Genomic DNA, 25,860 nt, shown 5'->3' on the forward strand with positions numbered 1-25,860 from the left:
GGGCGCATACTATACAAAAGTCCGCTCTACCAAGCTTTCTTAGCGCACTTCAATTCTCTCCATTTTAAGAAACCTTAAAGACAAAAAAAAGCCCGCTCAAATGAGCGGGCAATGAGGTTGTCATATAAGCCCTATTTTTCGGGCTTACTGATTTTTATCTATTACGCTTCTAGGCTAGCTTTCACTTTTGCGTGTAGCTCTTGAACCGAAGTTACTGTGCTCTTCGCGTCTGCAGTGTGTGCCATACAAGTTGCGAATGCAGCGTTTAGTGTTGTCGTGTAGTTCACTTTCTCAGCTAGTGCGCCGCGACGCAGAACTTTAGAGTCTTCAATCGCTTGACGGCCAGCGGCAGTATTCACGATGTAGGTGTACTCGTTGTTCTTAATACGGTCAAGAATGTGAGGACGACCTTCGTGTACTTTGTTTACTAGACGTGGGTTAATACCCGCTTCACCAAGAATCACTGCTGTACCGTGTGTTGCATCTAGCTGGTAACCAAGTTTTGTCAACTTAGATGCTAGGTCCACAACGCGCTCTTTGTCACCTGCACGAACAGACAGTAGTGCACGACCACCTTCTGGGTAAATGTTGCCACAACCCAATTCTGCTTTCGCGTAAGCTTCTGCAAACGTAGCACCAACACCCATAACCTCACCAGTAGAGCGCATTTCTGGGCCTAACAGTGGGTCAACACCAGGGAACTTGTTGAATGGAAGTACCACTTCTTTCACTGAGTAGTAAGGTGGGATAATTTCTTTCGTAAAGCCTTGAGCTTCAAGCGATTGACCCGCCATTACACGCGCAGCAATCTTAGCGATTGGTGCACCCGTTGCTTTAGATACGAACGGTACTGTACGCGCTGCACGAGGGTTCACCTCGATTAGGTATACTTGGTTGTTCTTAACCGCAAACTGCGTGTTCATCAGACCACGAACACCCAACTCAAACGCTAGCTTTTCAACTTGCTCGCGCATTACGTCTTGGATTTCTTGGCTTAGCGTGTATGCAGGAAGAGAACATGCTGAGTCACCAGAGTGAACACCCGCTTGTTCGATGTGCTCCATGATACCGCCGATAACCACACGCTCACCGTCACAGATAGCATCGATATCGACTTCAACTGCGTCGTCTAGGAAGCTATCTAGTAGAACTGGAGATTCGTTTGATACGCTGACAGCTTCGTTGAAGTAGCGACGTAGGTCTTGCTCATCGTATACGATTTCCATCGCACGACCACCAAGTACGTAAGAAGGACGTACAACCAGTGGGTAACCTATTTCACGAGATTTCTCTACCGCTTGCTCCATCGTCGTTACTGTCGCGTTTTCTGGCTGTAGAAGACCTAGACGGTCAACAGCAACTTGGAAACGCTCACGGTCTTCTGCACGGTCGATTGCATCTGGGCTAGTACCGATGATTGGCACGCCAGCCGCTTCAAGTGCGCGAGCCAGTTTAAGTGGTGTTTGACCACCGTACTGAACGATAACGCCTTTTGGCTTCTCAACACGAGCGATTGCTAGTACGTCTTCCAGTGTTACTGGTTCGAAGTACAGACGGTCAGACGTGTCGTAGTCCGTAGAAACAGTCTCAGGGTTACAGTTAACCATGATAGTTTCGTAGCCATCTTCACGCAGTGCTAGCGATGCGTGTACACAACAGTAGTCAAATTCGATACCTTGACCGATACGGTTTGGACCGCCGCCTAGGATCATGATCTTGTCTTTGTCTGTTGGGTTCGCTTCACACTCGTCATCGTAAGATGAGTACATGTAAGCCGTATCAGAAGAGAACTCAGCCGCACACGTATCAACGCGCTTGTACACTGGGTGGATGTCGTACTGGTCACGTAGACGACGGATTTCGCTTTCCGCAACACCTAGAATCTTAGATAGACGTGCATCAGCAAAACCTTTGCGCTTCAGCTTGTTAAGTTCTTCTTTGTTTAGACCAGCGAAGCCTTTTGCTTTTAGCTCTTGCTCAAGCTTCACGATGTCTTCGATTTGAACTAAGAACCAACGGTCGATTTGCGTTAGGTTGAATACGCCATCTACTGACATACCTGCACGGAATGCATCCGCGATGTACCAAATACGCTCTGCGCCTGCTTCTTTCAGCTCATGACGGATTTTCGTCAGTGCGTCTGGCGCATCTAGGTCAACCATCTCGTCAAAACCAGTAGCGCCTACTTCTAGACCGCGAAGTGCTTTTTGTAGTGACTCTTGTTGGTTACGACCAATTGCCATTACCTCACCAACTGACTTCATTTGCGTCGTTAGACGGTCGTTAGCACCAGCAAATTTCTCGAAATTAAAGCGAGGAATCTTTGTTACTACGTAGTCGATTGTTGGTTCGAATGATGCTGGCGTAGCGCCGCCAGTGATGTCGTTCATTAGCTCGTCTAGCGTAAAGCCAACTGCCAGTTTCGCTGCAATCTTAGCGATTGGGAAACCTGTTGCTTTCGATGCTAGAGCAGAAGAGCGAGATACGCGTGGGTTCATCTCGATGATAACCATGCGGCCATCTTTCGGGTTGATACCAAACTGTACGTTAGAACCACCAGTTTCAACGCCAATCTCACGCAATACTGCTAGAGATGCGTTGCGCATTAGCTGGTATTCTTTGTCTGTTAGTGTTTGCGCTGGTGCCACTGTGATTGAGTCACCCGTGTGGATGCCCATTGGGTCAAAGTTTTCAATCGCACATACGATGATACAGTTGTCCGCTTTGTCACGAACCACTTCCATCTCGTACTCTTTCCAACCGATAAGAGATTCATCGATAAGAAGTTCGTTGGTTGGAGATAGGTCCAAACCACGACGACAGATTTCTTCGAACTCTTCTTTGTTGTATGCGATACCGCCACCAGTACCACCCATAGTAAATGATGGACGGATGATACAAGGGAAGCCAACCATATCGAGTACAGCGTAAGCTTCTTCCATCGTTTTTGCAGTATCTGCACGTGGGCACTCAAGGCCGATAGACTTCATCGCTTTATCGAAACGAGAACGGTCTTCCGCTTTGTCGATTGCGTCAGCAGTCGCACCAATCATCTCAACGCCGAACTCTTCAAGAACACCGTGCTTCTCTAGGTCTAGTGCACAGTTCAATGCAGTTTGACCACCCATTGTTGGTAGTACTGCATCCGGCTTTTCTTTCGCGATGATGTTGCGAACCACTTCCCATTGGATTGGCTCGATGTAAGTTGCATCCGCCATGTCTGGGTCAGTCATGATGGTTGCAGGGTTAGAGTTTACTAGGATAGCTCGGTAACCCTCTTCACGCAGTGCTTTACACGCTTGTGCGCCAGAGTAGTCAAACTCACATGCCTGACCGATAACAATCGGACCAGCACCAAGAATAAGAATACTTTGAATGTCAGTACGTTTTGGCATTATCTACTACTCCGAATTAAGCGCTGTGTTTTTTGATTAGTTCGATAAAGTGGTCAAATAGCGGTGCCGCGTCGTGTGGACCTGGGCTCGCTTCAGGGTGACCTTGGAAGCTAAATGCTGGCTTGTCTGTGCGGTGAATACCTTGTAGAGAGCCATCAAATAGCGATACGTGAGTAGCACGTAGATTTTCAGGTAGCGTTGCTTCGTCTGCTGCAAAACCGTGGTTCTGCGACGTAATCATCACAACATTACGCTCCAAATCTTTTACTGGGTGGTTTGCGCCGTGGTGACCAAACTTCATTTTCACTGTTTGTGCTCCCGATGCTAGCGCAAGGATTTGGTGGCCTAAACAGATGCCAAAGATTGGCAGGCCTTTTTCTAGGAATACTTTTGTCGCTTCAATCGCGTAAGTACATGGTTCTGGGTCGCCAGGGCCGTTTGATAAGAAAACGCCATCTGGATTTAGAGCCAGAACTTCTTCTGCTGAAGTTTCAGCAGGAACTACCGTTAGGCGGCAGCCTCGGTCAACCAACATGCGCAGGATGTTGCGTTTTGCGCCAAAGTCGTAGGCAACAACGTGATATGGCAATTCGCTGTCGTCTTTCGCTTCTGGAAGTCCACCCTCAAGCGTCCACGAACCTTGTTTCCATTGATACGCTTCTTTTGTTGTAACCTCTTTCGCAAGATCCATTCCTTTCAAGCCAGGGAATTCTTTTGCTTTCGCTAGTGCCAAAGCTTCGTCTAGATTCTCTCCGTTTATGGAAGAGTCAGCTACGATACAACCGTTTTGAGCACCTTTTTCACGCAGGATACGAGTTAGCTTACGCGTGTCGATGTCTGCAATGCCGACGATGTTTTGCGACTTGAGGTAATCAGAAAGGGATTGTTCATTACGGAAGTTAGAAGCGATAAGAGGGAGATCGCGAATCACAAGGCCTTGTGCGTGAATTGAAGAGGATTCTTCGTCTTCGGAATTGGTTCCGGTATTGCCAATGTGAGGATAAGTAAGAGTAACGATTTGTTGAGAATAGGAAGGATCAGTGAGAATTTCTTGGTACCCCGTCATCGAGGTATTAAAAACAACTTCACCAACGGAAATACCATCTGTTCCAATGGAAACACCGCGGAACACTGTCCCATCTTCTAGGACTAACAGTGCTAATTTACCCAAGACAACCTCCAGAATAAAAATGCATAAAAAATAAATTAAGCTGCAAATTTGCCTTCCTTTACCTTGATTATTTACATAAACAGATATTTTTGACAAATTGGCGGCATTCTAAAGACGGACTTGGAAACTGTCAACACACATTGAAAAATAAATTATCACTTTCTAGCAAGTAAGGGAATTTCAACAGAAAAAGCCCTAAAAAAGCAAGTTTTACTTACCTACACATCAGTTATCATGACTTTTTTGTGAATTTTACAAATTTGAACTTATTACAGATCACAAAATTTTCCGAGTTTTTTGCGCAAACGTTCATCCAGCAAAATCAACCCAAACTTTTGAGCATTACACACAAATAAATAGTTAAACCACCCCAAAAAACCAATCAAACTATCGATAACACACGCATCTCACGTACTCATTTCATTTACATAATTTTCTTCAAATACAAAAAAGCCGGCTTGCGCCGGCGAATAATTATGTACTTAAAGCTCATTCAACCCGAGGACATCGGTCATGGTATAAAAGCCCGCTGGTTTAGAATGTAACCAAACAGCGGCCTTAACGGCACCATTAGCAAAAGTCATACGGTCGGTCGCTTTGTGTGTGATCTCAACACGCTCACCGATATCAGCAAACATTGCAGTATGCTCACCGACGATATCACCAGCGCGGATAGTCGCAAAACCGATCTCATCTTTCGTACGTTCGCCCGTGATACCTTCACGTGCATATACCGCAACGTCACTCAGTTTGTTACCCATCGCGCCAGCAATGGCTTCACCCATACCAATCGCGGTACCAGACGGAGCATCAACTTTATGACGGTGATGCGCTTCTACGATTTCTATATCACAGTAGTCGCCCATGACTTTGGCTGCTTTCTCAAGAAGCTTAAAGACTAGGTTCACACCAACAGAGTAGTTAGGAGCCATGACAACAGGTACTTGCTTAGCGGCTTCATCAATCAGTTCACGTTCTTCTTCACTGAAGCCCGTTGTACCAATAATAATGCTCTTACCATGTTGCTTACACAGTTCTAGATTCGCTAGCGTGCTCACTGGAGCAGTAAAATCGATCACTACATCAAAGTTGTCGACTTCTTTTGTTAAATCATCCGTCAGAAAGACATCAAATTTACCTTCACCACACAGTTCACCCACATCGACGCCAATTAATGAAGATTCTGGACGCTCAGAACCTGCAGTAACGGATGCTTCTGGATTGAGGTGTGATGCTTTAACTAGATTGCGACCCATACGGCCAGCAGCTCCTGCGATTGCAATACGAACCATTGCGCTTTCTCTCCTTCTCTGGATAAACGAGGTTTGCCTCGTCCTCTTTCGTTTCGCGATATCTTTTTAAACTAACAATATCCTGTGTTAACCACAAGATAGTTCGCGGTGAGTTAGGAAAACTCTTTTACCACTCGCTCAAGGATCGGCACATTCGCTTCAGGGAAGGCGTAATCAGGCAATGCAGCAATATCCACCCAACAACCTTCTTGGCCTTCGCGACCATAAGGTTGGTTGTCGAATTGAGATACTGTCATAAAATCAAACTTCAGGGACTTATCTGGATAATCGTATTCCAAGTGTTCAAACAAAGCTTGCTCAGTCACTGTAATGCCAATCTCTTCCTCAAGCTCACGAATCATCGCTTGTTCAACCGTTTCGTCTTGCTCAACTTTACCACCAGGGAACTCCCAAAAACCGCCCTTGTGTTTGTCGCTCGGACGTTTGGTGATGAAGATTTGCGATTTGTCTTGGTTAAAGATGATCGCCGCAACAATGTGAATTCTTTTCATTAGATTCGTTCCTAGATCTATCAATACAAAAAGAGCCGCCTAAGCGACTCTTTATTTATGTTTTCAGACTGTATTAGTCGATTTTACCGTGGCACTGTTTGTACTTTTTGCCGCTGCCACATGGACAAGGCTCATTACGGCCCACTTTGCGTTCTTCACGAACCATTGGTTGGTGAGCGCCTTCTTCAGACTCTTCTCCTTCAGACAATGGGTTTTGTGCTGCCGCGTGTTGAGCTTGTGCACGACGTGCTGCTTCTTCAGCTTGCGCGCGACGTTGCTCTTCCATACGTTCAACTTCTTCTTGCTGTTGAACACGAACACGAGATAGAACAGTAATCACGTCTGTTTTCAGCGCTTCTAATAGACCTTCAAACAGTTCAAACGACTCACGCTTGTACTCTTGTTTCGGGTTCTTCTGCGCGTAACCACGTAGGTGAATACCTTGACGTAGGTGATCCATCGCCGCTAGGTGCTCTTTCCATAGCGTATCTAGCGTTTGAAGCATAACTGACTTCTCGAAGTTACGTAGCACTTGTGCGCCAACCACTTCTTCTTTCGCTTTGTAAACTTCAACCGCTAGGTTAGTGATCTTCTCACGTAGCGCTTCTTCGTATAGCTTGTCGTCTTCTTCAAGCCATTGCTTGATTGGCGCGTCTAGATCGAAGTCTGCCTTCAAGCGCTCTTGTAGACCTTCCACATCCCACATGTCTTCTAGAGATTGTGGTGGAATGTATTCGTCGATGATCGCAGTGATTACATCTTCACGGTTTTGCTCAATCATATCGCTAATGTCGTCAACGCTCATTAGCTCATCACGCAATTCGTAAACCACTTTACGTTGATCGTTCGCTACGTCATCGTATTCAAGAAGCTGTTTACGGATATCGAAGTTACGGCCTTCCACTTTACGCTGTGCTTTTTCAATTGAACGAGACAGCATCTTAGACTCGATCGCTTCACCTTCTTCCATACCACTTTGGATAAGGCTAGCCATACGGTCTGAAGTGAAGATACGCAGCAGTGAATCTTCCATCGATAGGTAGAAACGAGATGAACCCGCATCACCTTGACGACCAGAACGACCACGTAGCTGGTTATCGATACGACGAGATTCGTGACGCTCAGTACCGATGATGTGTAGACCACCAGACTCTAGTACTTGATCGTGAACTTGTTTCCACTCAGCTTTAATCGCGTCGATCTGTTCTTTAGTCGGATCTTGCAGTGCTTCCACTTTCGCTTGCCAGCTACCACCCAACACGATATCGGTACCACGACCTGCCATGTTCGTTGCGATAGTTACTGCACCAGGTGTACCAGCTTCTGCAACAATCTCAGCTTCACGTTCGTGGAATTTCGCGTTCAGTACGTTGTGCTTAATCTTCGCTTTCTTAAGTGCGTTAGATAGCAGTTCTGATTTCTCGATAGAAACCGTACCTACTAGAGATGGTTGACCTTTCTCTACGCGCTCTTTGATGTCTTCGATGATTGCAGCAAACTTCTCTGCTTCAGTACGGTAAACCACGTCTGGCATATCGTTACGGATCATTGGCTTGTTAGTTGGGATAACAACCGTTTCAAGACCGTAAATCGATTGGAATTCGAATGCTTCTGTATCCGCTGTACCTGTCATGCCTGACAGTTTTTCGTATAGACGGAAGTAGTTCTGGAAAGTAATCGAAGCCAGCGTTTGGTTTTCGTTTTGAATCTTAACGCCTTCTTTTGCTTCAACCGCTTGGTGAAGACCTTCAGACCAACGACGACCCGGCATTGTACGACCCGTGTGCTCATCAACGATTACAACTTCACCGTCTTCGTTAACGATGTAATCTACGTTGCGTTCGAACAACACGTGTGCGCGAAGCGCTGCGTTTACGTGGTGCAGTAGGCTGATGTTCGTTGGAGAGTAAAGCGTATCACCCTCTTCCATCAGACCGTTTTTCACCATCAATTCTTCAACGAATTCTTGGCCCGTTTCTGTTAGGTGAACCTGTTTAGATTTCTCATCTACTGTGTAGTGACCGTCACCGCGGTATTCTTCAGAATCTTCTTTATCTTGCTTTTGAAGCTGTGGAATAAGCAGGTTGATACGAGTGTATAGATCAGAGCTGTCTTCTGCTGGACCAGATATGATCAAAGGAGTACGAGCTTCATCGATAAGGATTGAGTCCACCTCATCGACTACAGCGAAGAAACGCTCACGTTGAACACGGTCTTCATTGCGGAAAGCCATGTTGTCACGTAGGTAGTCAAAACCAAATTCGTTGTTTGTACCGTATAGGATGTCGGCTTGGTAAGCTTCTTTCTTCGCTTGAGGAGGCATGTTTGGCACGTTTACGCCAACAGTCATACCTAAGAATTCAAATAGTGGACGGTTAGTCTCAGCATCACGTGTCGCTAGGTAGTCGTTCACTGTGACTACGTGTACACCTTTACCTGGAAGTGCGTTTAGGTAAGCAGGAAGGGTTGCAGTTAAAGTTTTACCTTCACCAGTACGCATTTCCGCAATTTGACCGCCGTTCAGTACCATACCACCGATAAGCTGAACGTCGAAGTGACGCATGCCGTAAACACGTTTAGATGCTTCACGAACCGTAGCAAAAGCTTCTGGAAGTAGCTTATCAAGAGTTTCGCCTTGCTCTAGGCGCTCACGGAACTCAACTGTCTTCGCTTTTAGCTCTTCATCAGAAAGTGCTTCGAACGTTGGTTCGTAGTTATTAATCTCTTTTACAATTTTTCTAAGGCGGCGCAGTGTTCGGTCGTTGCGACTGCCAATTACTTTTGTCAGTAGCTTAGTTATCATTTTTCGTGGATCTCTCTTTAATCAGACCGTTCCCGATCTACTCGTAATGCCTTCAGTCTCTGCCAGTTTGGAACTAAGAATACTGAGATAAATCATTTATCAAAGATATTGAGTTCAAACATCCATATTTCAAGGCTAAATTTTGAATCAATGTGGCTTAGTGTAAGGATTTTTCATCGATACAACCATAAATAGACGTATTTGTTTGAAGCACTCGTAAGTTTTTAGACAAACTGATGGCGGATGAGCCAGTATTACACAAGCCTCACGGCGTAAAGTTAGCATTTTCAAAAACAATCCGCTTTTACTTGCTAAACCCAAATCGTCTGGTGAAGTTGAAGATAAAGGCCATAATGTAAACTATACCTAAGCAGAAAACTGCTCTAGAATACCCATATCTCAACAAAATTAGATTTTACCTATGCGTGATCATCGCCCTACCTCAACAGACGACCTTATTGCTGAATCTCAGTTTAAGCAGATTCAAGAGCATGCAGGGGAAATCTTGCAGCTGAATCAGGCATTGCAGGAGATCTTGCCAAAAGGAACGGCCGATCATTGCCGTGTGGCGAACGTTCGCAGCGGTCATTTATTAATTGATGTATCGAGTGCTGCGATCAAAATGAAGATCGATTACGATCGCCTGATGATCCTCAATAAACTGAGAACCCAGGGCTACGCAAAATTAATGAGTGTGGAGGTAAGAATCAACCCTTCCCTTTACCGTAATCGGTTCGAACAAGAGAACAAACCAAAGCGTCCACCATTAACCGAATCCGCGGCAAACTCGCTGTTGATCATTGCTGATATGGCGCCACCGAAGATCCAAGAACGCTTGAAGCGCCTTGCCGATATGGCAGAGAAGAAAAGCGAAAAATAGCAACGAAACTTCAGATACTAAAAAGCCAGGCATTGCCTGGCTTTTTTAATTTGTTTGCGTTTGCGTATTTTACGCTAGAACCATATTTGGTTGTGCAAATGCAACTGGTGAACCTTCTTCTTCTTCGAATGTTGTCCATTCCCATGCTTCTTGATCAGCAAGAACAGCACGTAGAAGTTGGTTGTTTAGACCATGACCTGATTTGAACGCACGGAATTCACCGATAATTGCGTGACCACACATGTAAAGGTCACCAATCGCGTCCAATACTTTGTGAGTAACAAACTCGTTATCAAAGCGTAGGCCTTCTTCGTTAAGAATGCGGTAATCATCCAGTACGATTGCGTTATCAAAGCTACCACCAAGAACTAGGTTCTGAGATTGTAGATATTCGATATCACGCATGAAACCAAATGTACGTGCACGAGAAATCTCGCGAACGAAACCTTGAGATGAGAAATCAAACAGAAGACGTTGCTCGTCTGATTCGATCGCAGGGTGGTTAAATTCAATTTCGAAGTCCATACGGAAGCCGTTAAATGGAACAAACTCTGCCCACTTATCACCATCTTCAAAACGAACTGGTTTCTTAATACGGATAAAACGCTTAGGCGCATTTTGCGTTTCGATACCTGCTTGTTGTAGCAAGTATACGAATGGGCTAGCGCTACCATCCATGATTGGAATTTCAGGTGCGTCAACTTCAACAATAATGTTGTCGATGCCCATTCCAGCAAGTGCCGCGTTCAAGTGTTCAACAGTCGAAATACGCACGCCTTCGTCGTTCACTAGTGCTGTACATAGCATAGTGTCACGAACAGACGCTGGATCAGCTGGAAAATCTACAGGTGGGTTTACATCTGTACGACGGTAAATGATACCTGTATTAGCAGCAGCTGGGCGCAGAGTAAGTGTGACTTTACGACCAGAGTGGAGACCCACACCAGTTGTTTTCACTATTTCTTTCAGAGTACGTTGTCTGATCATCTGCTTGCCTCTCTAAAATATGCTACAAAACACGGCCGTCTGTAACGTCGACCGTGAATGCTACCATAATTTTGAGCTATGTCAAATTTACGGGTTAAAGATTAATCAGCCTGACGACGCAAAAATGCCGGAATATCTAAATAACCGCTTTCTTTCTCTTGCTTTGGTGCTGCTGAGCTTTGGCCCGCAGATGAAGCTGGAGAAGAAGAAACTGTGTTTGTCGGCTGAGGAGTTACCTGTGGCTTCTCTTGCACTGGAGTAGTTTGCAAAGTTTGTGCCGGTTTCTCTTCAGCTTGTGGCGCTGCAGCTTGCTGTTGTGGTTGAGCTTGCGGTGCAGCCGTCGGAGCTACTTTCGCTTTGCCACCAGCAACTAGCGTAATGTCTGGTTTTTTCTCGTTGCCGATACCTGTCGCAACAACTGTTACGCGGATTTCGTCCGTCATATCTGGGTCTAGAGAAGTACCGATAACCACTGTCGCATTGTCCGAAGCAAATGCTTTCACTGTGTTACCTACTGTCTCAAACTCATCAAGACGCATGTCCAGACCAGCAGTGATGTTAACAAGAACACCACGAGCACCCGCTAGATCGATGTCTTCTAGAAGCGGGCTAGAGATAGCCATCTCTGCTGCTTCTTCTGCACGATCTTCGCCTTTCGCGATGCCGCTACCCATCATTGCGTGACCCATTTCAGACATCACAGTGCGTACGTCTGCAAAGTCGACGTTGATCATGCCAGGACGAGTGATTAGCTCTGCAATACCTTGAACTGCGTTCTTAAGAACGTCGTTCGCGCTTGCAAACGCTTCTAGCAGCGTTACACCACGGCCAAGTACTTTAAGTAGCTTTTCGTTTGGAATCGTGATCAAAGAGTCAACGTGCTTAGAAAGCTCATCGATACCTTGCTCTGCAAATGCCAAACGCTTTTTGCCTTCAAAGCTGAACGGTTTTGTTACTACCGCAACGGTAAGAATACCCAGCTCTTTTGCTACTTCAGCGATAACAGGTGCTGCACCAGTACCAGTACCACCGCCCATACCAGCTGCGATAAACACCATATCGGCACCAGTTAGGGAATCTTTAAGTCTATCTCTGTCTTCGAGAGCTGCCTCACGGCCAACCTGTGGATTCGCACCTGCACCCAGACCTTTAGTGATATCACCACCAATCTGAATGACATTGCCAACGCTTGTCTTACGAAGTGCTTGCGCATCAGTGTTGACGCTGATGAATTCCACACCTTCGATGGATTCACGCACCATGTGTTCAACAGCGTTACCACCGCCGCCACCAACCCCAACGACCTTGATTACTGCATCGTCAGACATTTCCATCATCGGTTCAAACATGTGTTGTCTCCGTTTATCCTGCAACTCAGGTTAAAACTCTTTTTGTATCCAATTACGCAATTTACCGAAAAAGCCAGTAACAGATGAGCGCTTAGGTTCATTATAATCGCTATCGTCGCTAGACTGCATGTCTCTTGCGTAATGAAGTAATCCAACTGCCGTAGAATGGTACGGCTCTTTTACATAGTCAGTTAATCCGCTGACTTCGAGCGGTTTGCCGACCCTTACTTGGTTGCGGAATACGCGTTCCGCACATTCTACCACTCCCTCGATTTGCGCTGCACCGCCGGTAAGAACTACACCCGCGGCGAGATGGTGCTTAATGCCCTCTTCGCGCAATTTCGCTTGTACAGAGTCGATAGTTTGGTTAACCAGTCCCATTAGCTCAGAGTAGCGTGGTTCAATCACTTCTGACAAAGTCTGACGCTGCAGACTACGTGAAGGTCGACCACCTACGCTTGGAACGTTAACTGTGTCATCCTTACTGACCAGTTCACTCAAGGCGCAACCATATTTGACCTTTATTTCTTCAGCATCGCTCACAGGCGTACCAAAAGCAAAAGCAATATCGCTAGTTACAGCATTTCCTGCGTAAGAAAACACCTCTGTGTGACGTAACGCACCACCAGTCCAGATAGAAACATCCATCGTGCCAGCGCCAATATCGACCACACAAACCCCAAGCTCTCTTTCATCCTCGGTAATTACCGCGTTACTCGCAGCAAGCCCAGAAAAAACAAGTTGCTCTACTTTAAGGCCGCAGCGTTCTACCGCCTTAATAATATTGCGTGCCATATCATTATGGCATGAGATCAAATGGACACTCACTTCCATTCTCACTCCAGATAAACCAAGCGGATTTTTGATACCCTCTTGGTAGTCGATGGTGAACTCTTGCGGAATCACGTGAAGGATTCGTTGTTCATCACCGATTTTAATCGATTTTGCGGTATGGATAGCGCGATCCATATCTTCTTGAGAAACTTCCTCGTCCGATATAGTGCCCATGCCTTTTTCAATTCGGCTTGCGATATGCTTACCAGACAACGAAATAAATACTCGGCTGATTTGGCATTCCGCCATTAACTCAGCTTGATCAATTGCGCGTTGTACTGATTTTACAACCGACTCCAAATCATTCACGCCGCCTTTATCCATGCCACGTGAAGGGCTACTACCCGAACCAATAATATTTATTTGGCCATCCGGTAGAATCTCACCCACTAGAGCTGATACGGTTGCAGTGCCTATATCAAGACCAACAATAATGTTGTCATCAGCGGCCTTAGTCATTCGTACTCTCTTGTTCTAACTCATGTTCAGGAAACCAACCAACCGCGGCTCCCGTATCGTACCTAAGATCGATATAACTGATTCTTTGTGTGTCACTGCCAAGCTTGTTGTAGAGCAAGAAGAAACGCTCTATTCGCTCATCCAGAGACTCTTTACCGAGCTCTAGTCGAATACCGTTATCAAGGATGATTTGCCAAGCTCGTCGCTCGTTTAATACAAGAGACGATATAGCAAGACCCAGTGTTTGGAACTTAGGTCGGAGTTCGCGATAGGTTTGCAAGACTTCCGGCCCGGTTTCATTGGGTCCATATAACTTAACTTTCTCTTCCTTTAGCAGGCCGACATCGCCTCCAAATACCAAGCCATTATTATCTAATAATTCGTTGCCATTCCAGATGGCGACTGGGCGATGTTCTGTCAAAAATACTTTTACTGTGTCAGGCCATTGTTTGCGGATCGCGGCATGCGCAACCCAAGGAATGGCTTCAACACTATGTTGCAACACATCAATGTCTTGTGACATGAAGGTGCCAATATGATCAATCTGGCTAAACGCAGCTTGAACATCGTCTGCAGTGACATACTCCAGTTTTCCCTGAAGTACTATTTTGGAGAGAGGTAACCTTTGGTCATCCCACATCCAACTGATCGCTGAGTACAAAACAGAACTAATTAAGGTCACCACAACAACGAAAAATAGCGCACCTAAGATTTTATCTTGGCGACCACGGTTATTGTCCGTGTTAAGTCGCTCTTCATTAAGTGCAATATTCAACAACGTCTTCGTTTCCTGACTTTTGTCCTGTACTTTTCACCGTGTTAGCACACATTGGCAAAAGCATTGACTTTAACCTTGGGATTATACTGAGCTCTTGTAAACTATCAAACACTGATAGCGATAAATCACAACGTTCTTGACGCAAAATCGAGATCTAGGTCTTTCTCTGTACCTTGCGTCAACCTTGGTCGCTAACCGAGCATCTTGCTAATGTTCAATTCAAGTGCTGCTAATTGCTTCGCCACTTTACCAACATCACCCGCACCTTGAGTCAAAATCAGGTCGCCGTCTTGTATAACGTTAGCCAAAACTGAAGGTAATTGCTCGATTTCTGGGACAAAAATTGGATCTACCTTCCCACGACTGCGGATAGTTCGACATAAAGCACGACCATCTGCACCTGCTATTGGCTTTTCGCCTGCGGCGTATACATCCAACATGATTAGCACATCAACTTGTTCAAGTACGTTTGCAAAATCATCGTATAAATCACGAGTTCGACTGTAACGGTGCGGTTGGAAAATCATCACTAAGCGCTTATCTTGCCAACCACTTCGCGCGGCATGGATCGTTACGTCCACTTCTGTTGGGTGGTGACCGTAATCATCGACAAGCATGGCATGGCCGTTGCCCGTATCAAACTCACCCAAATGGTCAAAACGACGACCTGTACCTTGAGTACCTGCCATTGCCTTTAAAATCGCTTCATCGCTAATGTCATCTTCTGTGGCAACCGCAATTGCTGCTGATGCGTTCAAGGCATTATGGCGGCCAGGAATATTTAGTGTGATATCAAGATTCGCACGACCTTCGCGTACTACAGTGAATTTGCCTTGCTGACCTTCTTGGTGATAATCCTCGATACGAACATCCGCATCTTCAGAGAAACCATAAGTGATCACTTGACGGCTAATTCGAGGAATCAATTCACGAATCACAGGATCGTCGATACATACAATTGCTTGGCCGTAAAACGGTAGGTTGTGAAGGAAGTCAATGAAGGTTTGCTTCAAGGTTTCGAAGTCACCACCGTATGTATCCATATGGTCAGCTTCGATGTTCGTTACGATGCTCACCATAGGTTGCAAATGCAAGAATGAAGCGTCACTTTCGTCTGCTTCAGCAATCAAGATTCGGCTAGAGCCTAAGCGTGCGTTCGTACCTGCGCTCTTAACCAAACCACCGTTAACAAAAGTTGGATCCAAGCCCGCTTCAGAATAGATTTGCGTCACAAGTGCCGTGGTCGTTGTTTTGCCGTGCGTACCCGCAACAGCAATACCGTGACGGAATCGCATCAATTCAGCCAACATCTCTGCGCGACGTACAATAGGAATACGCAACTCACGCGCTGCCATCACTTCTGGGTTTTCTTCGTTAATCGCCGTTGAAACCACAACAACACTGGCTTTTTCTACATTGCTCGCTTGGTGGCCGATAAATACGGTCGCACCCTTTGATACTAAACGCTCTGTCACTGGGTTCTCTGATAGATCAGAACCTGTGATTTGGTAGCCTTCGTTCAACAGCACTTCTGCAATGCCGCTCATGCCCGCACCACCAATACCGATGAAGTGGATGGATTTCACGCGGCGCATTTCTGGCACCATTGCGCGAATCTGAGCTAAGTCTTGTGTATGTTGGATTGTCATCAATTCTATTCTCAATAATTCGGTTAACGCTTTTCGGTCAAAGCGACAATGGCTTGTGCGACAACTCGGTCAGCATTCAATTTTGCAGCGCCACGCGCTTGCTCAGCCATTGTAAGTAAAGCTTGTCGATCCAATTGTTGGATCTGCTGAGTCAATGACTCAACGGTTAAATCTGGTTGTTCAATCATTTTCGCCGCACCGCAATCCACTAAGTGGTCTGCATTCAGTGCTTGCTGACGGTCTTTGTGCATAAACGGAACAAAAATAGCCCCCACACCTGCCGCCGAGACTTCCGAAACGGTTAACGCTCCTGAACGACAAACTAAAAGGTCAGCCCATGCATACGCTTCTGCAACGTCGTCAATGAACTCTGTAACGTCTGCATTCGCAACACCATTCGCTTGGTATGCTGCGTTCACCTCTTCAGCGGAGCCTTTGCCCGCTTGATGACGAATACAGTAATCATCGCCCAATTTTGCCATCACTTCTGGCAGAGTTTGGTTAAGAATGCGTGCGCCTTGGCTGCCGCCCATCACCAAAATACGAATTGGACCTTGACGTTCTTGCATGCGCTCAGTTGGCGCTGCTAATTGAGTCACATCTTCACGAACTGGGTTGCCAACCACTTCGGCATTTGGAAACGCGCCAGGGAAAGCTTGAAATACCTTCTTCGCGATTTTCGATAACCATTGGTTCGTCAGGCCTGCGACTGCATTCTGCTCGTGCAGCACTACAGGAATACCACTCATCCAAGCGGCAATACCACCAGGACCGCTAACATAGCCGCCCATACCAAGCACTGCGTCTGGCTGCCAGCGTTTCATGTGAGCTCGAGCTTGCATGATGGCATTGATAATTTGAAATGGTGCCGCAAGAAGACGCTTAACGCCTTGACCTCGTAGACCTTTTACTTTGATAAAGTCGATTTCAATGCCATGTTTTGGCACTAGATCGGCTTCCATTCTATCCGCGGTGCCTAACCAACGAATCTCCCAACCTTGTTCTTGTAGCTGCTTCGCTACCGCAAGACCCGGGAACACGTGACCGCCAGTACCACCAGCCATCACCATCAAACGTTTATTTTTCTTCATCGACTTGTTGTTCTGATTCTTTCTGGCCGCGCTTCAAGCGGCATTCGTGATCGATTCGCAGCAAGATAGATACTGCCACGGACATGATAATAAGACTCGAACCACCATAACTGATCAGTGGAAGAGTAAGACCTTTGGTTGGAACGATGCCTGCTGCTGCGCCAACGTTAACCAACGTCTGAAAAGCAAACCAAATACCGATGCCAAATGCGAGGTAACCACCAAACATTTCGCCTTCATCAAAGGCACGCTTACCAATGTAGACCGCTTTTAATACCAAGCTAAAAATCAGCATGAGTACTAATACCACACCAACAAACCCGAGCTCTTCTGACAATACTGCAAAAACGAAGTCGGTATGCGCTTCTGGTAGGTATTCGAGTTTTTGAATTGAGTTGCCTAGGCCTTGACCAAACCACTCACCACGACCAAATGCCATGAGTGATTGTGTGAGCTGATAACCACTACCGAATGGATCTTCCCAAGGGTCTAAGAATGACGTAACACGGCGAATACGGTACGGCTCAACCAAAATCAAACCAACGACCGCAGCGATACCGGCAATCATCAAAGCTAAGAACTGCGTGAGCTTAGCGCCTGCAATGAACAACATGCCAAACAAGGTCACCAGCATTACGACCACAGTACCTAAGTCGGGCTGACCAAGCAGCAAGACCGCGAAGAAGGCAAACACCATAATCGGCTTCATGAAACCGCCAAAGAAAGTTTGGCGAACTTCGTCTTGCTTACGCACCAGATAACCGGACATGAAGACAAATAGCGAGAGCTTGGCGACTTCGGCAGGCTGCAAGTTGAACAGACCCAGCGGGATCCAACGTGAGGCACCGTTCACCGACTTACCAGCGACTAATACGATGATGAGCAAGCCAAAAGCAAGCCACAGTAGGTAGTGGCTCTTCTTGAACCACTCCTGCAAAGGCACTTGGAGAATAACGGAAGAAACACCAATCGCGAGAACTAGGAAGGTGGCATGACGGAACATGAAGTGAAACGGCTGATCCGTCAAACGCGAGCTGATAGGAAATGATGCTGATGTCACCATCACCAAGCCAGTTAACATCAAACCCAGTGCAATCCAGACAAGTTGACGATCAAAGAGCGCCTCTGGTGCAGGATGCTTAAGCCAAGTGCCAATGCTGCGTTTAACGTTACCTAAACCCACGAAGTGTGTGACCTTTAATTATGCATATTTCTTAGCAAGAGCTGCGATTGCGTCACCTCTTGCCATAAAGTTGTCGAATTGATCAAAGCTAGCACATGCCGGAGACAGCATCACCATATCACCCGTTTTTAACTGCGAAGATATCTGTTGAATCACATCTTCCATGGTGTCGAAACGAGTTGCTGATTCATGCAGTGGCATAAATTCATCACCATCTGCACCAAAGCAGCAAAGTTGTAGGTTCAGTGTTGCGAAGATCGGTTTTAGTGGAGTGAAGTCAGCGCCTTTGCCAACACCACCAACAAGCAAGTACAGCTTGCCTGTTGACTCTAATCCAGAGAGTGCAGCCATAGTGCTTGCAATATTGGTCGCTTTAGAGTCATTCACCCATTTTACGCCACGATTATCCGCAACCACTTGGCATCGATGTGTCAAACCCGTGTAAGTTTTCAGTGCATTCAATGATTTGTGATAGTCCACATCTGCCGCTTTAAGCAGAGCAAGTACCACAAGCGCGTTAGCTAGATTGTGCTTACCAACCAGATTTAATTCATCACTGGCAATCACACGCTGACCATGATCAAGCAACCAAGTACGGTTACCATCTGCTTCAAGGCCGTAAGCTTGCTCATCACTTCCGAACGTCACCAACGGTGTTTCAGTATCAGGGAAGGTTTCTTGATCATCACGGTTAACTACTGCCAACTCCGCGTTATCAAAAATGCGCAGTTTAGCTTGTCGGTAGTCCGACATGCCCTCATAGCGATCCATGTGATCTTCGGAAAGGTTCAGAAACGCCGCCGCTTTGAGCTTCAGGCTTGAAGTGGTTTCTAGCTGGAAACTGGACAACTCAAGCACATACAAGTCTGCATCTTGCTCTAGCAAATCGAGAGCAGGAACACCGATATTGCCACCGACACCCACTGTTAAGCCTGCAGCCTTCGCCATTACACCCGTTAAGTCAGTGACTGTGCTTTTACCATTAGAACCGGTAATCGCAATAACTGGCTTATCGACTGCCCACGCGAAGAGTTCGATATCACCAACAACTGACGTTCCTTTCGCAAGAACCGCTTGTATCTCTGGTGTCGCTAAGGCAATACCCGGGTTAGTCACCACTAAGTCGGCCTCTGCAAGCCACTCAGTATTCCAACCACCACTGTGCAGTTCAACCTGCTCTGGTAAGCGCTCAGCTCCCGGAGGAGTCGCACGTGTATCGATGACTTTAACCGTCAGTTGCGGCTGTGTTTTTGTTAGGTGTTTAACGACAGAGAGCCCGGTAATACCGAGCCCTACAACGACGACCTTATGTATGTTTTGCCAACGTTCCATATTTGATCACGCAATTTGTCTTGTTCTTGGAAAGTGCGATTAACGCACTTTCAGTGTCGCTAGACCAATCAGAACAAGAACCATAGAAATAATCCAGAAGCGCACGATTACGCGAGGCTCCGGCCAACCTTTTAATTCGTAGTGGTGGTGAATCGGTGCCATGCGGAAAATACGCTGGCCGCGCAGTTTGTAAGAACCTACCTGAAGAATTACCGATAGCGTTTCCATTACAAACACACCGCCCATGATCACCAGTACCAACTCTTGACGAACCAATACTGCGATTGTGCCAAGCGCACCACCAAGTGCTAGTGAGCCCACATCGCCCATAAACACTTGTGCTGGGTAAGTGTTAAACCACAAGAAACCAAGACCTGCACCAACAATTGCCGTACATACCACAACCAATTCAGAAGCGTGCGGTAGGTAAGGGATGTGAAGGTATTCAGAGAAGTTAACGTTACCCGTCGCCCATGCAATCACCGCAAAACCAGCCGCAACGAGAACCGTTGGCATGATAGCTAAACCATCTAGACCATCGGTTAGGTTTACCGCGTTACTGGTACCCACGATTACAAAGTAAGTCAGGATAATGTACATCAAACCAAGTTGCGGCATGATGTCTTTGAAAAATGGCACCACAAGCTGAGTTGCTGCAGTATCCTTGCCGTAAGCGTACAGAGCAAAAGCCACTACAAACGCAATTAATGATTGCCAGAAGTACTTCCAACGAGCAATCAGACCGTCAGTGTTCTTGCGCACGACCTTACGATAGTCATCGACAAAACCGATCGCACCATAACCAAGAAGAACGGTCAGTACCGCCCATACGTACGGGTTCGACAAGTCAGTCCATAACAGGATAGTGATAGAGATAGCAGCCAAAATCATGATACCGCCCATTGTTGGGGTACCACGCTTGCTAAAGTGGGATTCTGGACCTTCGTTACGAACAACCTGACCAATTTGTAGCATCTGTAGACGCTTGATCATAATCGGCCCCATCCATAGAGATAGACCTAGAGCGGTTAGAACGCTGAGGATTGCTCGAAAAGATAGGTATTCAAACAATCGGAAAAAAGATAGGTATGGCTGTAGCAGCTCGGCAAGCCAAATAATCATTAATAGTACTCCTTCAAAGCAGCAGCGACTTCAAACATACGTGCACCGTTCGCGCCTTTCACCAAAATCGTGTGGTGTTCAGGAACCGCTTGGTCTAGATGCTGCTTGATGTAGTCAATCATCTCTTGATGTGTCTCGAAATGGATGCCATCGCAAAGCTCGCTAATGACCTTTGCATCCGCACCATACGTGAGAACATGTTCAAATTTTTGTGGGGCAGCATGTTCCCCGACTTGACGGTGAAGTGCAAGACTTTCCTCACCCAACTCCGCCATATTACCTAAAATCAACCAACGTTGGCCTTGGAATGCCGCCAGTAAATCGACCGCCGCCTTCATAGCAGGAACGCTAGCGTTGTAGCTGTCATCAATAAGCTTGATTTTATCGCTCAACTCTTCCACTTCAACACGACCTTTTACCTTGTTTAAGTGCTTAAGGCCTGAACGAATCTCTTCTAATGTCGACCCCATTTTCAAGGCAATGATAGAAGCAGCAATTGCATTAGCCACGTTGTGTTGACCAATAATACCCAGAGACAGTTCAATTTCTTGTGAAGTTGCAGCGATATGTAAGTCAAAGCTTGCCTCACCTGCGGCGCTCATCACGATGTTGGAAGCGTAAAAGTCAGCGTCCGCGTTACTTTGTGAAAAAGTAATCACATTCTTATCTGCTAATACTTCATCCCACTTCGCTCCGCCATTGCTATCTAGGTTTACGATCGCAATACCGCCAGCCGCTAGCCCTTGGTAGATTTCACCTTTAGCTTGTTTCACGCCATCGATAGACCCGAAACCTTCAAGGTGAGCAGCAGCCACGTTGTTTACCATGGCAATGTCTGGCTTAACTAATTGCGTAGTGTACTCAATTTCACCAATGTGGTTCGCACCCAACTCGATCACCGCGTAGTCATCGTCTTGTTGCGAACGCAGCAAGGTCAATGGCACACCAATGTCGTTGTTGAAGTTGCCCGCAGTAAACAGCACTTTACCTTTCAACTGCAAAATACTGGCAACCATCTCTTTTACCGTGGTTTTACCACAGCTACCTGTAATGGCGACCGTCGGCGTTTGGCATGTTTGGTGAACCCAAGCTGCCACTTGCCCCAATGCTACCTTACTATCGCCGACAACGACTTGAGGCACATTCACATTAACGCGTTTTTGTACCAATAGTGCGCCCGCGCCCGACTCTACTGCTTGTTGGCAAAAGTCGTGAGCATCAAAACGCTCTCCAACCAAAGCAACAAATAGAGCGCCTTGTTCGATAGATCGAGTGTCGGTCGAAACAGATTCAATAGAAAGATCGTTACCAACCCGTTCACCGCCAGTAATGTCGGCAATTTGAGAAAGCGTTACTGTGATCATGATGAAAGCCCCAATAGTGTCATGGCTGACTCGCGGTCAGAGTAATGGATGGTTCCAGAATTTAGAATTTGGTAGTCCTCATGACCTTTACCGGCCAGAAGGATAATGTCTTGCGAAGAAGCATGCTCAAGTGCGTAAGACAGCGCTTTAAAACGGTCATGTTGCACAATCGCCTCAGCTGGTTTCGTTAAGCCAGCCAACATGTCTTTCATTATCAGCGCTGGGTCTTCGCTACGAGGGTTGTCATCGGTAAGTACCACTTTGTCACCCAAACGTTCAGCGATTTCTGCCATCATTGGGCGCTTACCAGCATCGCGATCACCACCGCAGCCGAAGATAGCCCAAAGCTCACCGTGGCAATGTACACGCAATGCTTGCAGCGCTTTTTCTAGCGCGTCAGGCGTGTGAGCATAATCCACCACTACTTTGGCATTATCATCAGCTTGGAACAGTTCCATACGACCAAGAACGGGCTGTAATTGGCCTGCTGTTGCCAGCAAATCTTGCTTGCTGAAACCTAGACTAAGTAACGTTGTGAATGCCAACATCAGATTCGCGGCATTGAACTCACCGATAAGTGGTGCATGCAACTTACCTTCACCAAACTTGCCATCAAACTCAATCGTGATGCCAGATTCAGCATAAGCGATGTGGTTTGCATACACGCTTTGAGAAAATTCTGTTGTTGGTTTGAGTGACACGGCAAGCGCGTTGTTCAACTGCTTCGCCCACGCAGCACCCACAACATCATCGACATTGATAACAGCGTGACCACATTGATGTTCAGTAAACAGGGTTAACTTAGCGTTGGCGTATTCTTCCATCGTGCCATGGTAATCGAGGTGATCACGACTCAGGTTAGTAAACACGCCAGCAGCAAAAGACAGCGCTTTAACGCGACCTTGAATCAAACCATGAGAAGACACTTCAAGCGCTGTGTATTGCGCTTTTTGCTCAGCGAGCGAAGACAGTGTTTTTTGGATTTCAACGGCGTTGCCCGTAGTATTCGCAGCTTCTTGTAGGTTGTCGAGAAAGCCATTCCCCGTGGTTCCCATTACCGCCGCTTTTGAACCGACCAAATCAATCCATTGAGCAATCAGTTGAGTGATGGTGGTTTTGCCGTTGGTGCCAGTGACACCAATCAAATCCATCGTTGGGTAGGTATACAAATGACCTGCAATTTCAGATAGGCACTTATCCAGCGCATCAAGGTAAATCACTGGAACATCATCAACAATCTCAATCGTGCCATGCGCTTTTTGCTCACAAGCTTGAGCAATCACCGCATTCGCACCTTGCTCAATCGCGGTTGGGATAAATTTACGCCCATCCACAACATGGCCAATAATAGCTACAAAAGTTGTTCCAGATTGAACTCGTCGACTGTCGAGTTCCAATTCAGAAACAAGAATGGACGACAAGCTCGGGCAATCGACCCAAGTGGAAAGCAGCGTGTCCATACTGATGGCTTTAGTCATATTTATTCTCCGAGCATTAGCTCAGCTTTCTCATTTTGTTTCTCAGTACGCTTATAAGCCTACTGTTGGAATTTATTTTCGTCAGGGGCAACGTTCAGAATTTGCAGCGCGCCTTTCATGATTTCAGAGAAAACAGGTGAAGCTACCGAACCACCGTAGTAATCATCACCTTGTGGTTCATTAACCACAACCACGAGCGCTAAACGTGGGTCACTCACTGGCGCAACACCAGCCGTGTAGTTGATGTACTCATCACTATAGCCACCTGCGCTTGCCTTTCGCGCAGTACCAGTTTTTGCGCCGACTCGGTAACCGGGAACCGCCGCACGACGAGCAGAACCGCCTTTCTGCGTTACCGTTTCAAGCATATCTAAGACGAGACGAGCGTTCTCTTTGCTCACAACTTGGTGTGCCATGTCATTATCGTTACTTTCGATAATATGGATCGGCTCATATTTACCCAAGTTACCTAGCGTCGCATAGGCATGCGCTAGCTGGATTGGGGTAACCGATAAACCATAACCATACGAGATGGTTGCGCGCTCAATTGGAGACCAGCGAGAGCGGCTTGGGAAGATACCCACCACTTCACCAACCAAGTTAAGACCGGATAATTCACCAAGGCCAACTGAACTGTACAAACCAAGTAGCGCCTCAACGGGCATTCGCATCGCCAGTTTAGTCACACCGATGTTACTCGATTTCTTTAGGATGGTGGTTAGGCTCGCCTTACCAACTTTTGGGTTATCTCGAACACGGCTACCGCCAAGTTGTAAGAGACCGTTCCCCGTATCAACGATCGTATCTTTATCTGCTACTTCGTTTTCTAAGGCGGCCAAAACTACGAATGGCTTAATGGTTGAGCCCGGCTCTAGTGAGTCAGTAATCACGCGGTTACGCATTTTGTAACTTTGCCAATCACTGCGGTTGTTTGGGTTGTAAGAAGGTGCGTTGACCATCGCCAGAACCGCACCCGTTTTAACGTCTAGGATAACAACGGATCCAGATGTTGCACGGTGATCCGCTACGGCCTGCTTGATCGCTCGATAAGCGACGGCTTGAATGCGTTGGTCGATCGTCAGCTGTAGCGGTTTACCTTCTTGCTTCTCTTCAAGAGCAATGTTCTCTACCACGCGACCATAACGGTCTTTACGGATGGTTTTCTTGCCTGCAGCACCAGTTAACCACTCGTCATAGCTTCGTTCCACGCCTTCTAGGCCGTGGCCATCAATGCCAGTTACACCGACTAAGTGAGCACTAACCTCACCAGCAGGATAGTAGCGGCGAGATTCCGACTTCAAGCCAACGCCAGGTAGTTTGAGTTCACGAATGTAGTTCGCCATCGCTGGGCTAACTTGGCGTTGTAGATAGATAAAACGACGTTTTTCGTTTTTCTTGATTTTGTTGATCAGGCCTTGGCGCTCTAGGCCAAGTACGTCTGCAAGTGCGTACCAACTCTTCGTTTGCTGCAGAGCGCCTTCTTTGAAGATAGTTTTAGGATCAGCCCACACGGCTTCAACAGGAACACTCACTGCAAGCGGTTCGCCATTGCGATCAGAGATGATACCGCGCGCAGAAGGAATAGCTTTAACACGGACAGAGCGAAGGTCACCCTGTTTGATTAGGTTGTCAGGCTCTATAACTTGAATATAGGCCACTCGCCCAACGAGAAGTGCGAAGGCACAGAAGACAAAAAACAGCAGTAACTGAAAACGCCAACGAATCAAAAACGATTCTGACTCTTCAACCACTTCTGCTTGTTTCGTTTCTTTGGTAGGTTGCGGCTTTGTAGCAGCTACTTTTTTTTCTTTCGCAGCAGACTTGCGCGTATTTCCTTGTTTAGATTTGGCTTTCTTTCCAATCATTTTAGCGTGATAACCACTTCTTTATCGCCATCTGGTCGTTTCATTTCAAGGTCCTTCTTTGCCAAGTCTTGAACGCGACTGTGTTCCGCGAGGGCTGTTTCTTCCAACATTAGGTTGCGCCATTCGCTATCCAATCGCTCTCGCTCAACCAATGTATGATCTTTTTCAGTGATCGCCTGACGCGCATGGTGGGTGGCAAACACCACTCCCATTGCCGTTGCGAAAATCAAAACCATCAGCAACAACGACCAGCGACCGACGGTAATTAAGTCCGTCGCAATCAACTTAGCAAGGTTAGGAGTGGTTTTCGTCATAA

General features: G+C 46.7%; 19 protein-coding genes. 1 reads left to right on the top strand and 18 read right to left on the bottom strand.

Annotated features, from left to right (window positions below; genetic code table 11):
* Positions 1–161: 161 nt before the first annotated feature.
* The 5 genes from carB to secA form a co-directional block, all read right to left on the bottom strand.
* Positions 162–3,395: a carbamoyl-phosphate synthase large subunit gene (gene carB, locus KIV40_RS00130; RefSeq protein WP_012126995.1), complete on the bottom strand. Its 3,234-nt coding sequence runs from the start codon at positions 3,393–3,395 to the stop codon at positions 162–164.
* Between the two features lie 16 nt (positions 3,396–3,411).
* Positions 3,412–4,566 carry a glutamine-hydrolyzing carbamoyl-phosphate synthase small subunit gene (carA, locus tag KIV40_RS00135; protein WP_041853244.1) on the bottom strand — a complete coding sequence of 385 codons (1,155 nt, stop codon included), beginning with the start codon at positions 4,564–4,566 and terminating at the stop codon, positions 3,412–3,414.
* Positions 4,567–5,048: 482 nt separating this feature from the next.
* Entirely contained in the window at positions 5,049–5,858 is an 810-nt protein-coding gene (gene dapB / locus KIV40_RS00140; protein ID WP_285347605.1) for a 4-hydroxy-tetrahydrodipicolinate reductase, read from the bottom strand.
* Between the two features lie 113 nt (positions 5,859–5,971).
* Complete coding sequence (gene mutT / locus KIV40_RS00145; protein WP_285347606.1) at positions 5,972–6,370, bottom strand: 8-oxo-dGTP diphosphatase MutT; 399 nt, start codon at positions 6,368–6,370, stop codon at positions 5,972–5,974.
* A 73-nt stretch (positions 6,371–6,443) separates the two neighbouring features.
* The gene (gene secA / locus KIV40_RS00150) at positions 6,444–9,173 is read right to left on the bottom strand and encodes a preprotein translocase subunit SecA (RefSeq protein ID WP_010646536.1); all 2,730 of its coding nucleotides are present in this window, start codon (positions 9,171–9,173) and stop codon (positions 6,444–6,446) included.
* A 421-nt stretch (positions 9,174–9,594) separates the two neighbouring features.
* Between secA and KIV40_RS00155 the strand changes: the two genes are divergently transcribed.
* Positions 9,595–10,053, top strand: a complete 459-nt coding sequence (locus KIV40_RS00155; protein WP_005528694.1) for a DUF721 domain-containing protein — start codon at positions 9,595–9,597, stop codon at positions 10,051–10,053.
* 69 nt (positions 10,054–10,122) lie between these two features.
* Here KIV40_RS00155 and lpxC read toward each other — a convergent pair whose 3' ends face one another.
* The 13 genes from lpxC to ftsL all read right to left on the bottom strand — a co-directional run bounded on the left by lpxC (position 10,123) and on the right by ftsL (position 25,858).
* Entirely contained in the window at positions 10,123–11,040 is a 918-nt protein-coding gene (gene lpxC / locus KIV40_RS00160) for a UDP-3-O-acyl-N-acetylglucosamine deacetylase (RefSeq protein WP_005436150.1), read from the bottom strand.
* A gap of 101 nt (positions 11,041–11,141) precedes the next feature.
* The gene (gene ftsZ, locus KIV40_RS00165; protein WP_134977287.1) at positions 11,142–12,389 is read right to left on the bottom strand and encodes a cell division protein FtsZ; all 1,248 of its coding nucleotides are present in this window, start codon (positions 12,387–12,389) and stop codon (positions 11,142–11,144) included.
* Between the two features lie 30 nt (positions 12,390–12,419).
* Entirely contained in the window at positions 12,420–13,682 is a 1,263-nt protein-coding gene (ftsA, locus tag KIV40_RS00170; RefSeq protein WP_005528700.1) for a cell division protein FtsA, read from the bottom strand.
* Positions 13,675–14,460, bottom strand: coding sequence for a cell division protein FtsQ/DivIB (locus KIV40_RS00175; RefSeq protein WP_005528702.1), 786 nt, complete (start codon positions 14,458–14,460; stop codon positions 13,675–13,677). Before KIV40_RS00175 ends, ftsA begins: the two co-directional genes overlap by 8 nt.
* A gap of 191 nt (positions 14,461–14,651) precedes the next feature.
* Positions 14,652–16,109, bottom strand: coding sequence for a UDP-N-acetylmuramate--L-alanine ligase (gene murC, locus KIV40_RS00180; RefSeq protein WP_012126988.1), 1,458 nt, complete (start codon positions 16,107–16,109; stop codon positions 14,652–14,654).
* Between the two features lie 23 nt (positions 16,110–16,132).
* A complete protein-coding gene (murG, locus tag KIV40_RS00185; protein ID WP_047480586.1) occupies positions 16,133–17,200 on the bottom strand; it encodes an undecaprenyldiphospho-muramoylpentapeptide beta-N-acetylglucosaminyltransferase in 1,068 nt (355 codons plus the stop codon).
* Positions 17,187–18,383 carry a cell division protein FtsW gene (ftsW, locus tag KIV40_RS00190; protein ID WP_134977290.1) on the bottom strand — a complete coding sequence of 399 codons (1,197 nt, stop codon included), beginning with the start codon at positions 18,381–18,383 and terminating at the stop codon, positions 17,187–17,189. Before ftsW ends, murG begins: the two co-directional genes overlap by 14 nt.
* 18 nt (positions 18,384–18,401) lie before the next feature.
* Positions 18,402–19,715: a UDP-N-acetylmuramoyl-L-alanine--D-glutamate ligase gene (gene murD, locus KIV40_RS00195; protein ID WP_285347610.1), complete on the bottom strand. Its 1,314-nt coding sequence runs from the start codon at positions 19,713–19,715 to the stop codon at positions 18,402–18,404.
* 39 nt (positions 19,716–19,754) lie between these two features.
* Complete coding sequence (mraY, locus tag KIV40_RS00200; RefSeq protein ID WP_005428568.1) at positions 19,755–20,837, bottom strand: phospho-N-acetylmuramoyl-pentapeptide-transferase; 1,083 nt, start codon at positions 20,835–20,837, stop codon at positions 19,755–19,757.
* Positions 20,837–22,201 carry a UDP-N-acetylmuramoyl-tripeptide--D-alanyl-D-alanine ligase gene (gene murF, locus KIV40_RS00205; protein ID WP_285347612.1) on the bottom strand — a complete coding sequence of 455 codons (1,365 nt, stop codon included), beginning with the start codon at positions 22,199–22,201 and terminating at the stop codon, positions 20,837–20,839. The genes mraY and murF overlap by 1 nt, the downstream gene beginning before the upstream one ends.
* On the bottom strand, positions 22,198–23,679 hold the full coding sequence (gene murE / locus KIV40_RS00210; RefSeq protein WP_285347614.1) for a UDP-N-acetylmuramoyl-L-alanyl-D-glutamate--2,6-diaminopimelate ligase: 1,482 nt from the start codon (positions 23,677–23,679) through the stop codon (positions 22,198–22,200). The genes murF and murE overlap by 4 nt, the downstream gene beginning before the upstream one ends.
* Before the next feature lie 59 nt (positions 23,680–23,738).
* Positions 23,739–25,544, bottom strand: a complete 1,806-nt coding sequence (locus KIV40_RS00215) for a penicillin-binding transpeptidase domain-containing protein (RefSeq protein WP_285347616.1) — start codon at positions 25,542–25,544, stop codon at positions 23,739–23,741.
* A complete protein-coding gene (gene ftsL, locus KIV40_RS00220) occupies positions 25,541–25,858 on the bottom strand; it encodes a cell division protein FtsL (RefSeq protein WP_134977292.1) in 318 nt (105 codons plus the stop codon). The genes KIV40_RS00215 and ftsL overlap by 4 nt, the downstream gene beginning before the upstream one ends.
* Between the last annotated feature and the right edge of the window lie 2 nt (positions 25,859–25,860).

This window comes from Vibrio sp. D173a, from assembly GCF_030248475.1.